The following is a 13,776-nucleotide window of genomic DNA, read 5'->3' as shown; positions in this document are numbered from 1 at the left end:
CCGGCCATCCGCTCAGGATGCCGGAACCGGTTGAGGTGCCCGGGGATGGATCAGTGGAAGCTGTCGCCGCAGGCGCAGCTGCCCGCAGCATTCGGGTTATCGATCGTGAAGCCCTGCTCCGAGATCGTGTCCTTGAAATCGATCTTCGCGCCGTCGAGGTAGGGCACCGACATGTCGTCGACGATCACCTCGACACCGTCGAAGTCCACGGTCTTGTCTCCGTCGAGGTAACGCTCGTCGAAGTAGAGCTGGTAGATCAGACCCGAGCATCCGCCGGGCTGAACGGCGACGCGGAGCCGGAGGTCATCACGGTTCTCCTGCGACAGAAGGCTCTTCACCTTGTCGGCCGCAGCCTCGGTGAGGGCGACGCCGTGGGCGGGAACGGTCTCGGTGGACTGCGTGGCGATGTCGGTCATGACTCTCCCCATGGTCGGGCCGCCAGTGCTCTTGAGGAACGGGGGCGGCGTGCTGACACGATTCTACGTCGCCTCTCGGGCTCTGGCCCGGCGGCGCGAGTATCGGCAGGCGGGTTCACTCGGATGCGTCGAGGGACTCGAGCAGGAGCGCCTCGGACACCAGCGCGTGTCGGAACGTGTCCACGTGCAGGGATTCGTTCGGGCTGTGAGCCCGCGCATGAGGATCCTCCACCCCGGTCACGAGGATCTCCGCGCCCGGGAACTCGCGTACGAGGTCGGCGATGAAGGGAATCGATCCGCCCACGCCGATGTCGACGGGCGCGCGTCCGTAGCCGCTCTCGAGGGCGGAACGCGCCTTCTCGACGGCAGGGCCGGACGTGTCGACGAGGAACGGGTTGCCGAAGTCGACGTCGCGGAACGTGAGGCGTGCACCGAACGGCGCGTGGGCGTGCAGGTGCGCCTCGACGGCGGCGAAGGCCTCGGCGGCGGGCTGGCCGGGCGCGACGCGCGTGCTGATGACGACCGTCACCTTCGGCGACAGCGTGTTCGACGCGTTGCGGACACTCGGAGCGTCGATGCCGGTGATCGTGATCGAGGGCTTGTTCCAGATGCGGCTCAGGATCGCGTCGCGTCCGATCGGCGACACACCGTCGGGAAGCCCCGCCTCGCTGCGGAGGGTCTCCTCGGTGTAGGGCGGGGTCGCGGCATCCCGGATCGCGAGACCGTCGACGGCCACTGCGCCGTCCTCATCCCACAGCGTGGCCAGCAGCGTGACGGCTGCCATCATGGCGTCGGGCACCGCTCCGCCGAACATCCCGGAGTGGGATGCGTGATCGAGCGTCTCGATGTCGAGGGTGAACCGTGCGTTGCCGCGGAGCGAGACCGTCAGAGCGGGGGTCTCGGAGTCCCAGTTCCCCGAGTCTGCGACGACGATGACATCAGCGCGAAGGGCGTCGGCGTTGTCGCTCAGGAACGGCGCGAACGATGCGGAACCCGCCTCCTCCTCGCCCTCGAAGAAGAGGTTCACGCCGAGGTCGAAGTCGTCGCCGAGCGCCTCCTTCATCGCCCGGAGAGCGCCGATGTGGGCCATGATGCCCGCTTTGTCATCGGCTGCGCCACGCCCGTAGATCCGGCCGTCGCGGAGCGTCGGCTCGAAGGGCGGGGACTCCCACAGGGACTCGTCGCCGACGGGCTGAACGTCGTGGTGCGCGTACAGCAGGATCGTCGGCCGGCCGTTGCGGGGTGCACGGGTGGCGAGGACGGCGGGCATCCCCTCCTCCCCCGTTTCGGGGATGACGGCCGTCTTGACCTCGACGCGTTCGAAGATGCCGAGGTCGTCGACGAGGGCCTTCACCGCGTCGGCGCTTCGCTGCACCTCGGCGCGGTCGAACCCCGGGAAGGCGACGGACGGGATACGGACGAGGGAGCCGAGATCGGCGAGGGCGGCGGGGACCTGGGTGAGGGCCGCCTCCCGCACCGCGGCGGACCGAGAGGTGTCGGAAGTCATGCGGGTAATCTTATGTGGCACGCCTTTTCCGCCGATTCCGAGGAAGCGCCCCGTGGCACAGACACCTCCCCCTGCCGACACCGCCCCCGACGCCCCCACGGGTGCGGGGAAGAACCGCCCGACGCCGACGCGCGCCGAGCAGGAAGCGGCACGGAAGCGGCCCCTCGTCGCCAACACGAAAGAGGCCCGCGCCCGCGCGAAGGCTGAGCTCGCTGCCCAGCGCGAGAAGGCCCGTGTCGGCATGGCCAACGGCGACGAGCGATACCTGACGCCCCGCGACCGCGGTCCCCAGCGCCGGTTCGCCCGCGATTACACGGACGCCGGCTGGCACTTCGGCGAGCTCATCATGCCGTTGTTGGTGATCGTGATCCTCTTCGCGCTCGTTCCGAACACCGCGATCGTGTTCTACGCGTACGTAGGGCTCTGGGCTTATCTGCTTTTCGTCGTCGCGGACATGGCCATCCTCTCCCGCAAGGTGAAGAAGCTCGCCGCCGCGAAATGGGGTGACCGCCGCGAGAAGGGTCTCGGCTGGTACGCCGCGATGCGCTCCGTCCAGATGCGCTTCATGCGCCTCCCCAAGCCGCAGGTCAAGCGCGGCGAGTACCCGCACTGATCCCTCACGACGAGAGGCCCGCACACGATCGTGCGGGCCTTCTGTCGTTCGTGGGGATGCCGCCTGTCAGCGCGCGAGGCCCCGGTTCAGCTGCCTTGCCCACAGGGGTCCGCGGTATACGAACGCGCTGTAGCCCTGAACGAGGTCGGCACCGGCTGCGAGACGCTCGCGGACGTCGTCGGCCGACTCCACTCCCCCGGCGGCGATGACGCAGAACTCGGCCGGGACCGCGGCTCGGACGCGACGGAGAACCTCGAGCGAACGCTCGCGCAACGGTGCGCCGGAGAGGCCGCCCGCCCCCATCGCGTCGACGCGGGCAGCATCCGTCGTCAGCCCGGAACGAGCGATCGTCGTGTTGGTCGCGACGATCCCGGCGAGGCCGGCGTCCACCGCCATCCTCGAGATCCCGTCGATCTCGTCGTCGGAGAGGTCGGGAGCGATCTTGACGAGCAGGGGCGTGTCTCCTGCGGCATCCTTCACCGCCGTCAGCAATGGCCGCAGCGTCTCGACCGCCTGCAGGCCGCGGAGCCCGGGCGTGTTCGGCGACGACACGTTGACGACGAGGTAGTCCGCGACCGGGGCGACCAGGCGGGTGCTGGCGACGTAGTCCGCTGTCGCATCCGCGACGTCGACCACGCGGGACTTGCCGATGTTGGCGCCCAGGACCGGTCGCCGTCGGCGACGGCGCATACGAGCGAGCCGCTGCGCGACGACGGCGGCGCCCTCGTTGTTGAACCCCATCCGGTTGATGAGGGCGCGGTCCGCCGGCAGGCGGAACAGGCGCGGGCGGGGATTGCCATCCTGCGGGATCGCCGTCACGGTACCGACCTCGATGTGACCGAACCCGAGGGCATGCAAGCCGAGGGCGCCGATGGCGTTCTTGTCGAAGCCTGCGGCGATCCCGAACGGCGAGTCGAAGACGAGACCGAGCGCCTCGGTCCGAAGCTCCGGGGCCGGACGGGTCAGCGCCCGGGCCACAGCCGAGAAGGGCGGCACGGCGGCGACGCGGATGACAACCATCCCGAGATGGTGGGCGGTCTCGGGATCGAGGCGACGGAGGACGAGGTCGAAGAGGAGTCGGTACATCGGCTCCCAGCCTAGAGGTGAGCGCTCAGGCGTCCTGTCGCGGAACGCGCTGTGCCTGGTCCGCGCGCAGCAGAGCGATCGCGGCGTCGAAGTCATCGAGCGTCTCGAACGCCTGGTACACACTCGCGAACCGGAGGTACGCGATCTCGTCGAGTTCGCGCAGGGGGCCGAGGATCGCGAGCCCGATCTCGTTCGTGTCGATCTGCGAGACGCCCGTCTGACGCACCGCCTCCTCGACGGCCTGAGCGAGCATGGCGAGATCCGCTTCGGTGACCGGGCGACCCTGGCACGCCTTGCGGACGCCGGACATGACCTTCTCGCGGCTGAACGACTCGATCACGCCGGAGCGCTTGATCACGTTCAGGCTCGCGGTCTCGATCGTCGAGAACCGGCCCCCGCACTCGGGGCACTGGCGACGACGACGGATGCTGAGTCCGTCGTCGCTCGTGCGGGAGTCGATGACGCGGGAGTCGGAGTGACGACAGAACGGGCAGTGCATGGCGGCATCCAGCCTACGCGTCGAAGCGCGCCGTGACGGCCTCGCCGTGGGCGGGGAGCACCTCGGCCGTCGCGAGGGTCACGATGTCGTCGTGGACGGCCCGCAATGCGTCGCGGTCGTACGTGATGACCTGCTGAGGACGCAGGAAGGTGGATGCCGACAGCCCGGAGGCGTACCTGGCCTGACCGCCCGTGGGGAGCACGTGATTGCTGCCCGCGAGGTAGTCACCGAGGCTCACGGGGGTCCACGAGCCGACGAAGACGGCACCCGCGTTGACGAAGTCCTCCGGACGAGGATCGCGCAGGTGCAGCTCGAGGTGCTCGGGCGCGTACGCGTTGCTGAAAGCGGTCGCCGTCGCGAGGTCGTCGACGAGGACCACGGCGGACTGCACGCCGGCGAGGGCTTGGGCGACCCGCGCGGCGTGGTGAGTCGCCGCTGCGCGGCGCTCGACCTCTTCGACGACGGCTTCGGCGAGGCCGGCCGCATCCGTGACGAGGACCGCTGCGGCCTGCTCGTCGTGCTCGGCCTGGCTGACGAGGTCGGCGGCGACGAGGCGCGCGTCGGCGGAGTCGTCGGCGACGATGAGGATCTCGGTGGCGCCTGCCTCGGAGTCCGTGCCGACCATGCCCGCGACGACCCGCTTGGCGAGCGCGACGAAGTTGTTGCCGGGACCCGAGATGACATCGACGGGTGCGAGGTCCAGCTCGGCCACTCCGTGCGCGTACGCCGCGACGGCGCCCGCGCCACCCATGGCATAGACCTCGGTGATGCCGAGGAGCTTGGCCGCAGCCAGGATGACGGGGTGCACCCGTCCGCCGTGGTCGCGCTGCGGGGGCGAGGCCAGCGCCACCTCGGCGACGCCCGCCACCTGCGCCGGGACGACGTTCATGACGACGCTCGACGGGTACACCGCCTTGCCACCGGGGACATAGACACCCGCACGGCGCACGGGACGCCAGTACTGCTCCACCCGCGCGCCCGGACCGATATCGGTCACCACCGGCGAGGGCACCTGAGCGGCCGACGCGAGGCGGACCCGTGAGATCGCGTTCTCGAGCGCGCCCCGGATGGATGGATCGAGGGAGGCGAGCGCCTCGCCGAGGTGCGCGGCGGGAACGCGGATGGCGTGATCGCTGACGCCGTCGAACCGTGCCGCCTGCTCGCGGAGCGAGACCTCGCCCCTTTCCGCCACATCTGCGACGACGGCGGCAGCCGTGGCCAATGCCTCATCCCGCGCTGCGGTGGCTCGGGGAACGGCGGCGAGCAGGTCGGCCGGTGTGACGGCGCGACCCCGGAGGTCGATCGTGCGGAGCATCCCTCCAGGGTAACGGCGGGTCAGCCCCGGGTGACGCCGGAGACGTCCGTGAGGTAACCGATGCGGCCGTCCTCGTGGCGGACCACGAAGGAATCGCCACGGTCCTCGATCACGAGCGCCCAGGCCGTCGGGCCGATGCGGAAGACCGGCGCGCCGCTCTCGTCGACGACGTCGCGCTCGACAGGAGCCAACGCCCAGAACGCCTGCTGGGCGGAAGCCGCAGCCGGAGCCGGCTCGTCGTCGTCGATGGGGTCTCCGTACGGGGCCGGGTCGGGATCGACCGACGGCGCCGCCATCGTGTAACGCGCGTCCGAGATCGGCCGCGCCACGACCGGGCGCGCGCGACGGGCGACGCGGTGCGACAGGGTCTCGGTACGGTGCAGGAAGTCCTCGTGGAACGGCGGGATGAACGGAGCGAGGACGGTCAGCACGACGCCCGCAGCCATCAGCAGCACCTCGACCCAGACGACCCAGCTGCTGAGCCACACGCCGACCGCGACGCCGCGCGCGATGTTCGTCCACAACCAGCTCAACCACACGACCGCCGAAACGGCGAAGGCGACGGAGGCGAACTGGTCGATCCCCAGGGATCCGACCCGTCGGATGCCGTCGGGCGAGAACCGGCGGAGCGTGATCAGGAACACCGCGACCGTGGGCGCGCCGATGGCGAGGACCCAGTCGATTCCCGAGGTCCAGACGCTCGTTCCGCCGAGGAGGCTCGTGTACTGGTTGTCGGCATAGAGGGGGAAGAACGAGAACAGGAAGGCGAGCACCCACACACCGAGCAACGAGATCTCGCGGAGCGAGAACGGGCCGATGCCGTACTGCGGCGGGATGTGGCCTTCAGAGGCTTCGACCGTCGCCGGCTCGTCCGGAGACGGCGACGGCTCGACGGGCGCGACCTGCGGCTCGACGTCAGCGACCGTATCGGCGGCGTCGTGATCGACCGATGCGGGCACGGCCTCCGCGGGGGAACCAGGGGCATCCGCGGCATCCGTGGAGAAGTCGTAGGCCTGGGTCTCCATGTCGAGAGTGGACGTCTCGTGCGGCGCGGCCTCGGGCGCGCGGACCACCGTGACGTCGAGGTCTTCGACGGGGCTCCCGGCGTCCTCCGGCGATTCGGGGTTCGTCTTCTGGTCGGTCACGATGCTCCTTCCGAACAGCGCTGATCAGCGCCGCCTGCGATCCTACCCGCGTCGTCTCAGCGAATCAGCCGAGGCACTGCGGCCCGAGCAAGCCCTTCAACTCGCCGTACAGGTCGACCGTCACCCCGACCTGGGCCGGGACCTCGAACACCTTCGCGACACCGCCGCGGTGCAACTTGAGGGTCACCTCGGTGTCGCCGGGATGGCGGTCGAGGACGGCGGCGAGCTGTCCGATCGTCGTCTCGGTCGCGCGGTGTTCGGGCAGCAGCAAGACGAGCGGGCCCGCGGCATCCACCGATCCGAGATCGGGGACGAACGCCGATTGACCGTGGAGGTTGCGGCCGTCGTCGCGCTGCGAGACGCGACCTCGGACGACGAGGATCGAGTCCGCCACGAGCATCGACTGGAACTCCGTGTACGTCTTGCCCATGAACATGACGGTCACCTCACCGTCGAAATCCTCGACGGTGATCATGCCGTACGGGTTGCCGCTCTGCTTGGCGACGCGGTGCTGGACGCTCGTGACGAGCCCGGCGATGGTCACCGTGTCGCCGTCGGAGATGTCCTCCGACACCAGCAGGTCATGGATCGAGGTCGACGCGTGCTTGGCGAGCGGGATCTCGAGACCCGCGAGCGGGTGATCCGAGACGTAGAGACCGAGCATCTCGCGCTCGAAGGCGAGCTTGTCCTTCTTCGTCCATTCGGGCCGCTCCGGCACGCGCGCGACCTGCTGCGGCTCGTCGTCGCCCCACAGGCTGTCGAAGTCGAAGCCGACCTCGCCGTTCGCTTCGCGGCGCTTGTCGAGGACGGCCTGTTCGACGGCGTCCTCGTGGATCTCCATGAGGGCACGCCGGGTCGATCCGAGCGAGTCGAAGGCGCCGGCCTTGATGAGCGATTCGACGGTGCGCTTGTTGGCGACGTGGACCGGGACCTTGCCGAGGAAGTCGTGGAAGCTCGCGTACGGACCGTCCGAGCGGGCCGACACGATCCCGTCGACGACGTTCGTGCCGACGTTGCGGACGGCGCCGAGGCCGAAACGGATGTCCTCGCCGACGGCGGCGAAGAACCGGATGGACTCCCCCACGTCGGGCGGCAGCACCCGGATGCCCATGCGGCGGCACTCGTTGAGGTAGACCGCCATCTTGTCCTTCGAGTCGCCGACGCTCGTGAGGAGGGCGGCCATGTACTCGGCGGGATAGTGCGCCTTCAGGTAGGCCGTCCAGTAGGAGACGAGGCCGTACGCGGCGGAGTGGGCTTTGTTGAACGCGTAGTCCGAGAACGGCAGGAGGATGTCCCACAGGGACTTGATCGCCGCTTCGCCGAAGCCGCGCTCCTTCATACCGCCCGAGAAGCCCTCGTACTGCTTGTCGAGCTCGGACTTCTTCTTCTTGCCCATCGCCCGGCGGAGGATGTCGGCCTGACCGAGGGAGAACCCGGCCACCTTCTGCGCGATGGCCATGACCTGCTCCTGATAGATGATCAGGCCGTAGGTCGTGTCGAGGATGTCCCGCAGCGGTTCTTCGAGCTCGGGGTGGATCGGGGTGATCGGCTGGACGCCGTTCTTGCGGAGCGCGTAGTTGGTGTGCGAGTTCGCACCCATGGGCCCGGGTCGGTACAGCGCGATGACGGCCGAGATGTCCTCGAAGTTGTCGGGCTTCATGAGGCGCAGGAGCGACCGCATCGGCCCGCCGTCGAGCTGGAACACGCCCAGCGTGTCACCACGGCTCAGGAGGTCGTACGCGGCACGGTCCTCGAGTTCGAGGTGTTCGAGGTCGAGCTCCTCGCCTCGGTTCGTCCGGATGTTGTCGAGCGCGTCCGAGATGATCGTGAGGTTTCGCAGCCCCAGGAAGTCCATCTTGATGAGCCCGAGCGTCTCGCACGACGGGTAGTCGAACTGCGTGACGATCTGGCCGTCCTGCTCGCGGCGCATGATCGGGATGATGTCGATCAGCGGTTCGCTCGACATGATGACGCCGGCCGCGTGCACGCCCCACTGACGCTTCAGGCCCTCGAGTCCGAGCGCGCGGTCGAAGACCGTCTTGGCGTCGGGGTCAGTGTCGACGAGGGAGCGGAACTCGCTGGCTTCCTTGTAGCGCGGGTGCTTGGCGTCGAACATGCCGCCGAGCTCCATGTCCTTGCCCATGACGGGCGGCGGCATGGCCTTCGTGAGGCGCTCGCCCATCGAGAACGGGAAGCCGAGGACACGACCGGCATCCTTCAACGCCTGCTTCGATTTGATCGTGCCGTAGGTGACGATCTGCGCGACGCGCTCGGACCCGTACTTCTCGGTCACGTAGTCGATGACCTCGCCGCGGCGCCGGTCGTCGAAGTCGACGTCGAAGTCGGGCATCGAGACGCGGTCGGGGTTCAGGAAGCGCTCGAAGATGAGGCCGTGCTCGAGCGGGTCGAGGTCGGTGATGCGCATCGCGTACGCGACCATCGAACCGGCGCCGGAACCGCGGCCGGGACCGACGCGGATGCCGTTGTCCTTGGCCCAGTTGATGAAGTCGGCGACGACGAGGAAGTACCCCGGGAACCCCATCTGGAGGATGATCCCGGTCTCGTACTCGGCCTGCTTGCGGACGCGATCGGGGATGCCGCCCGGGTAGCGGTAGTGCAGGCCCGCTTCGACCTCCTTGATGAGCCAGCTGTCCTCGGTCTCCCCCTCGGGCACGGGGAAGCGCGGCATGTAGTTGGCGGAGGTGTTGAACTCCACCTCGCACCGCTCGGCGATCAGCAGGGTGTTGTCGCACGCCTCGGGGTGGTCACGGAAGAGCTGACGCATCTCCTGCGCCGTCTTGATGTAGTAGCCGTCGCCGTCGAATTTGAAGCGATTCGGGTCGTCGAGGGTCGAGCCGGACTGGACGCACAGCAGCGCCTCGTGCGCGTCGGCCTCGTGCTGGTGCGTGTAGTGCGAGTCGTTCGTCGCGACGAGCGGGATGTCGAGATCCTTCGACAGTCGGATGAGGTCGGTCATCACCCGGCGCTCGATCGAGAGGCCGTGGTCCATGATCTCGGCGAAGTAGTTCTCCTTGCCGAAGATGTCCTGGAACTCGGCCGCGGCCGCGCGGGCGGCCTCGTACTGGCCGAGCCGCAGGCGGGTCTGCACCTCGCCGGAGGGGCACCCGGTCGTCGCGATGAGGCCTTTGCCGTAGGTCTGCAGGAGCTCGCGGTCCATGCGGGGCTTGAAGTAGTAGCCCTCGATGCTCGACAACGAGCTGAGTCGGAAGAGGTTGTGCATGCCCTCCGTGCTCTGGCTCCACATCGTCATGTGGGTGTAGGCGCCCGAACCGGAGACGTCGTCGCTCTTCTGGTCGGGCGATCCCCACGCCACGCGCGACTTGTCGCTGCGGTGCGTGCCGGGGGTGACGTAGGCCTCGAGGCCGACGATCGGCTTGACGCCGGCGGCCTGGGCGGCTCGGTAGAACTCGAAGGCCGCGAACGTGTTGCCATGGTCGGTGACGGCGATGGCCGGCATCCCGTAATCGGCTGCCGCCTGCGTCATCGCGCCGATCTTCGCGGCCCCGTCGAGCATCGAATATTCGCTGTGGACGTGCAGGTGAACGAAGGAGTCGGATGCCACCCATCGAGTCTACGTTCCGGTTCTGACACGGCGCCTAGGCTGGTCCACATGACCACCCCCGAGTTCGTCCTCGCGCTGCGCGAGAAGATCGGCACCGCCCCGCTCCCCCTCGTCGGGGTGACAGCGATCGTCTTCCGCGACGAGAAGGTCCTGCTCGGCAAACGCGCCGACAACGGCGAATGGCAGGCTGTCTCGGGGATCGTCGAACCCGGCGAGGAGCCCGCCGACACCGCCGTCCGCGAATGCCTCGAAGAGGCGGGAGTGGTCGTCCGGGCGACGCGGCTGGCGGCTGTGCAGCAGATCCCCCGCATCGTCTACGCGAACGGCGACGAGGTCGACTACCTCGATCTCGTCTTCCGGTGCGACTGGGTCTCGGGCGATCCGCATCCCGCCGACGGCGAGCTGACCGAGGTCGGCTGGTACGGGCTCGGTGAACTCGTCGAGGTCGATCAGACCCACGTGCGCAAGATCGCGCTCGCAATCGCCGAGGACGACCCTGCGTCGTTCACCGGCGGCCTCTGAGCCCTCATCACTCGCGGGGCGTTCACTCGCAGGCCCTCACTGGTCGCGGAGGAGCTCCAGCGCCCCGGCCAGATCGGCCGGGTAGTCCGAGCGGAAGGTCGCCCAGTCCCCCGTCGCCGGGTGGGCGAACGCGAGCTCGTGGGCGTGGAGCCACTGACGGGTGAGTCCCAGACGCTGGGCCAGAGTCGGGTCACCGCCGTAGAGCGGATCGCCGACGCAGGGATGCCGGTGCGCGGCCATGTGCACGCGGATCTGGTGCGTGCGGCCGGTCTCGAGATGCACCTCGAGCAGCGAGGCCCGCGGGAACGCCTCGAGCGTCTCGTAGTGGGTCACCGAGTCCTTGCCGTCGGGGACGACCGCGAACTTCCACGAGTGGTTCGGATGCCGGCCGATCGGAGCGTCGATCGTGCCGACGAGGGGGTCGGGATGCCCCTGCACCACCGTGTGGTAGATCTTGTCGACCTCCCGCTCTTTGAAGGCGCGCTTGAGCGCCGTGTAGGCGCGCTCGGTCTTCGCCACCACCATCAAGCCGCTCGTCCCCACGTCCAGCCGATGGACCACGCCCTGGCGCTCGGAAGCCCCGGAGGTGGCGATGCGGAAACCGGATGCGGCGAGGGCGCCGACGACCGTCGGACCCTCCCAGCCGAGCGACGGGTGGGCAGCGACACCGGCGGGCTTGTCGACGACGACGATCTCGTCGTCGTCGTGGACGATGCCGAGGTCGGGGACCGCGATCGGGACGATCTCGGGTCCGCGCTTGTCCTCCCAGTCGACCTGCAGCCAGGCGCCGGCGACGAGCTTGTCGGACTTGCCGACGGGACGCATGTCCTGCTGGACACCGCCGCCCTCGGCGACCTCGGCCGCGAAGGTCCGCGAGAATCCGAGGAGCTTGGCGAGGGCGGCATCCACCCGCGTGCCGTCGAGCCCGTCGGGGACGGGGAGACTACGGCTGGGCATGAGGGTCCGCGGGTGCCGGGACGTCCGCGTCGCTGGCGGCGTCCGCGGTCGCGGCATCCTTCTCACGGGTGCCGTCGAAGCGACGGCCGAGCAGCACCAGGACGGCGACCGCGATCATCATCGTGACGATGAACATGTCGGCGATGTTGTAGATGGCCGACGGGAACCACAGCCACAGCCAGGGGGTGTGGATGAAGTCCACGACGTGCCCGACGAGGAAACCCGGTGCACGCAGCAGCCGATCGGTGAGGTTGCCGAGGATGCCGCCGAGGAGAAGGCCGAGCACGATGGCCCAGGCGCGGGAGCGCACACGGGTCACCGCGAGAGCGACGATCGTCAGGGCCGCGGCGGCCAGGACGAGGGTGAACACCCAGGTCACGCCCTCCCCCAGGGAGAACGCCGCTCCGGGATTGAACGTCAGATAGAGCTGGAGGAAGTCCCCGAGGACCGGCACGGCCTGCCGCTCGGGCAGGTTCTGGAGGGCGAGGTACTTGGTGAACTGATCAGCGGCCAGCACCAGCACCGCGAGGATCGCGATGGTGGTGCCGGCCGCTGCGGCGCGCAGTGTCGTCCGCTTCGCGGACGTTCGGCTCGACAACGTGCGAGTGGTCAGGACGCGGAGATGGGCGTCGAACCCGAGGTGCCGGCGACGTCGAGGTCGCGCAGCTTCTCTTCGATGAACCCGCGCAGCTGGACGCGGTAGTCGCGCTCGAACTGACGAAGCTCGCTGATACGGCTCTCGAGGGTGCCGCGCTCGCTCTCGAGGCGGGTGATCTCGTCGCGCGCCTTCGAGCGTGCGTCGTTGAGGATGGCGTCGGCTTCGGCCTGCGCCTCGGAGATGAGCTTCTCCTTCTGCGCCTTGCCCTCGGCGACGTGCTCGTCGTGCAGGCGCTGGGCCAGCTCGATGATGCCGGCCGACGCGGCGACGGGAGCGGAGCCGGACGAGGCGGGAGCCTCCGCGGCGGGCTCGACAGCGGGAACCTCTTCGAGGAGTTCGGTCTGCGGTGCGGCCTCGGCCTGCGGTGCGGACTCGGTCTGCGCGGCGGACGTCTCACCGGACTCGAACGCGGCGAGCTTCGCCTTCAGTTCTTCGTTCTCAGCGATCGTCTTGCGCCACTCGACGACGATCTCGTCGAGGAAGTCGTCGACCTCATCGGGGTCGAAACCCTCTTTGAAGCGAACATGCTGGAACTGCTTGGTGACGACGTCTTCGGGAGTCAAAGGCATGTGTCTTTCCTCTTTCGGGGCTCAGGAAGCGGGCCGGTCAACGAAGACCCGCGAGGCGCGAGCCGTACCCCGACAGCATAGTCCGCGGCTGTCACGGGTGCGACGACAGCTCGGTCAGACGCGGCTCAGGACCTGCGTGATGGACAGCAGCACGAAGCAGCAGAGCATCGTGAGGGGGAACGCGAGATCCAGTGCGATCGGACCGATGCGCAGTGGGGGGATGAAGCGGCGGAAGAACTTGATGGGCGGGTCCGTCACAGTGAACACGACTTCCGCAACGACGAGCCAGCCGCCGCGCGGACGCCACTCCCGATTGAACATCGGGATGTACTCCAGAACCAGACGTGCCAGGAGGAACAGCACGTAGATGAGCAGGAGCGCGTTGAGGATCCCGGCGATGAGGCCGATGACCGACACGGCGTTAGTGCGTGAAGGGGGCGGAGTCCGCGTCGCCCTGAGCGATCGCGCCTTCGCCGGACACTGCGACGTTCTCGGGCGACAGCAGGAAGACCTTGCTCGTCACGCGCTCGATACGTCCGTACAGACCCAGCGAAAGACCGCTCGCGAAGTCGATCAGGCGTCGCGCGTCGGCGTCGCTCATCTGCGAGAGGTTGATGATGATCGGGATGCCGTCGCGGAAGTTCTCGGCGATCGCCTGCGCGTCGCGGTACTGCTTGGGGTGGACCGTGACGATCTCGCTCACCGTCGCCGGAGCGGGCTGACGGACGACCGCGGGGCGGTGGATGGGCGTCACCGGCGCCGTCTTGTTCTCGACCTGCTTCTCCCGACTCTCGCGGCGGGGAGCCGGCTCCTCGTAGACCTCTTCCTCGTCGGCGAGGCCCAGGTACACCATGGTCTTCTTGAGCGGGTTCGACATCGCATCCTCCGTATTGCTCGTCTGTGACG

At 68.6% G+C, this 13,776-nt stretch carries 14 protein-coding genes; 2 read left to right on the top strand and 12 right to left on the bottom strand.

The genetic code is table 11. From position 1 onward, the window contains the following. Positions 1-50 precede the first annotated feature (50 nt). Both erpA and AC4NN1_RS00405 read right to left on the bottom strand, forming a co-directional pair. Positions 51-416, bottom strand: a complete 366-nt coding sequence (gene erpA / locus AC4NN1_RS00410; protein ID WP_018186476.1) for an iron-sulfur cluster insertion protein ErpA — start codon at positions 414-416, stop codon at positions 51-53. A 115-nt stretch (positions 417-531) separates the two neighbouring features. Then, positions 532-1,923, bottom strand: coding sequence for a dipeptidase (locus tag AC4NN1_RS00405; protein ID WP_491954281.1), 1,392 nt, complete (start codon positions 1,921-1,923; stop codon positions 532-534). A gap of 52 nt (positions 1,924-1,975) precedes the next feature. Here AC4NN1_RS00405 and AC4NN1_RS00400 point away from each other — a divergent pair, with 52 nt between their 5' ends. After that, entirely contained in the window at positions 1,976-2,536 is a 561-nt protein-coding gene (locus tag AC4NN1_RS00400) for a DUF3043 domain-containing protein (RefSeq protein ID WP_018186474.1), read from the top strand. 66 nt (positions 2,537-2,602) lie between these two features. Here AC4NN1_RS00400 and AC4NN1_RS00395 read toward each other — a convergent pair whose 3' ends face one another. The 5 genes from AC4NN1_RS00395 to dnaE all read right to left on the bottom strand — a co-directional run bounded on the left by AC4NN1_RS00395 (position 2,603) and on the right by dnaE (position 10,164). Beyond that, a complete protein-coding gene (locus AC4NN1_RS00395) occupies positions 2,603-3,622 on the bottom strand; it encodes a quinone-dependent dihydroorotate dehydrogenase (RefSeq protein ID WP_018186473.1) in 1,020 nt (339 codons plus the stop codon). Positions 3,623-3,647: 25 nt separating this feature from the next. Then, positions 3,648-4,121 carry a transcriptional regulator NrdR gene (gene nrdR / locus AC4NN1_RS00390; RefSeq protein WP_018186472.1) on the bottom strand — a complete coding sequence of 158 codons (474 nt, stop codon included), beginning with the start codon at positions 4,119-4,121 and terminating at the stop codon, positions 3,648-3,650. A 13-nt stretch (positions 4,122-4,134) separates the two neighbouring features. Continuing rightward, positions 4,135-5,436 carry a histidinol dehydrogenase gene (gene hisD / locus AC4NN1_RS00385; RefSeq protein WP_491954280.1) on the bottom strand — a complete coding sequence of 434 codons (1,302 nt, stop codon included), beginning with the start codon at positions 5,434-5,436 and terminating at the stop codon, positions 4,135-4,137. Positions 5,437-5,456: 20 nt separating this feature from the next. After that, a complete protein-coding gene (locus tag AC4NN1_RS00380; protein WP_491954279.1) occupies positions 5,457-6,581 on the bottom strand; it encodes a hypothetical protein in 1,125 nt (374 codons plus the stop codon). Between the two features lie 64 nt (positions 6,582-6,645). After that, the gene (gene dnaE, locus AC4NN1_RS00375) at positions 6,646-10,164 is read right to left on the bottom strand and encodes a DNA polymerase III subunit alpha (RefSeq protein WP_018186469.1); all 3,519 of its coding nucleotides are present in this window, start codon (positions 10,162-10,164) and stop codon (positions 6,646-6,648) included. Positions 10,165-10,212: 48 nt separating this feature from the next. Between dnaE and AC4NN1_RS00370 the strand changes: the two genes are divergently transcribed. Further along, the gene (locus AC4NN1_RS00370; RefSeq protein ID WP_491954278.1) at positions 10,213-10,686 is read left to right on the top strand and encodes an NUDIX hydrolase; all 474 of its coding nucleotides are present in this window, start codon (positions 10,213-10,215) and stop codon (positions 10,684-10,686) included. Positions 10,687-10,722: 36 nt separating this feature from the next. On the opposite strand, the gene AC4NN1_RS00365 is transcribed toward AC4NN1_RS00370, so the two are convergent. The 5 genes from AC4NN1_RS00365 to AC4NN1_RS00345 form a co-directional block, all read right to left on the bottom strand. Further along, positions 10,723-11,643, bottom strand: a complete 921-nt coding sequence (locus AC4NN1_RS00365; RefSeq protein WP_363459308.1) for an RluA family pseudouridine synthase — start codon at positions 11,641-11,643, stop codon at positions 10,723-10,725. Next, positions 11,630-12,241 carry a signal peptidase II gene (gene lspA / locus AC4NN1_RS00360; RefSeq protein WP_116229267.1) on the bottom strand — a complete coding sequence of 204 codons (612 nt, stop codon included), beginning with the start codon at positions 12,239-12,241 and terminating at the stop codon, positions 11,630-11,632. The genes AC4NN1_RS00365 and lspA overlap by 14 nt, the downstream gene beginning before the upstream one ends. An 11-nt stretch (positions 12,242-12,252) precedes the next feature. Then, positions 12,253-12,870 (bottom strand): DivIVA domain-containing protein, encoded by a 618-nt coding sequence (locus AC4NN1_RS00355; protein WP_491954277.1) that lies wholly within the window; start codon positions 12,868-12,870, stop codon positions 12,253-12,255. A 114-nt stretch (positions 12,871-12,984) separates the two neighbouring features. After that, positions 12,985-13,287: a YggT family protein gene (locus tag AC4NN1_RS00350; RefSeq protein ID WP_018186464.1), complete on the bottom strand. Its 303-nt coding sequence runs from the start codon at positions 13,285-13,287 to the stop codon at positions 12,985-12,987. Between the two features lie 4 nt (positions 13,288-13,291). Continuing rightward, positions 13,292-13,747 (bottom strand): cell division protein SepF, encoded by a 456-nt coding sequence (locus tag AC4NN1_RS00345; RefSeq protein ID WP_018186463.1) that lies wholly within the window; start codon positions 13,745-13,747, stop codon positions 13,292-13,294. Between the last annotated feature and the right edge of the window lie 29 nt (positions 13,748-13,776).

It is taken from the genome of Microbacterium sp. MDV22-iso44 (genome assembly GCF_058629135.1).
Note: the sequence above shows the minus strand (reverse complement) of the source record. Positions and strands in the feature narration are given on the sequence as shown.

Coding starts and splice junctions, on each gene's coding strand:
- AC4NN1_RS00365 (WP_363459308.1), bottom strand. CDS start 11,643: ATGCCCAGCCGTAGTCTCCCCGTCCCCGACGGGCTCGACGGCACGCGG.
- erpA (WP_018186476.1), bottom strand. CDS start 416: ATGACCGACATCGCCACGCAGTCCACCGAGACCGTTCCCGCCCACGGC.
- AC4NN1_RS00395 (WP_018186473.1), bottom strand. CDS start 3,622: ATGTACCGACTCCTCTTCGACCTCGTCCTCCGTCGCCTCGATCCCGAG.
- AC4NN1_RS00355 (WP_491954277.1), bottom strand. CDS start 12,870: ATGCCTTTGACTCCCGAAGACGTCGTCACCAAGCAGTTCCAGCATGTT.
- AC4NN1_RS00370 (WP_491954278.1), top strand. CDS start 10,213: ATGACCACCCCCGAGTTCGTCCTCGCGCTGCGCGAGAAGATCGGCACC.
- AC4NN1_RS00345 (WP_018186463.1), bottom strand. CDS start 13,747: ATGTCGAACCCGCTCAAGAAGACCATGGTGTACCTGGGCCTCGCCGAC.
- nrdR (WP_018186472.1), bottom strand. CDS start 4,121: ATGCACTGCCCGTTCTGTCGTCACTCCGACTCCCGCGTCATCGACTCC.
- hisD (WP_491954280.1), bottom strand. CDS start 5,436: ATGCTCCGCACGATCGACCTCCGGGGTCGCGCCGTCACACCGGCCGAC.
- AC4NN1_RS00405 (WP_491954281.1), bottom strand. CDS start 1,923: ATGACTTCCGACACCTCTCGGTCCGCCGCGGTGCGGGAGGCGGCCCTC.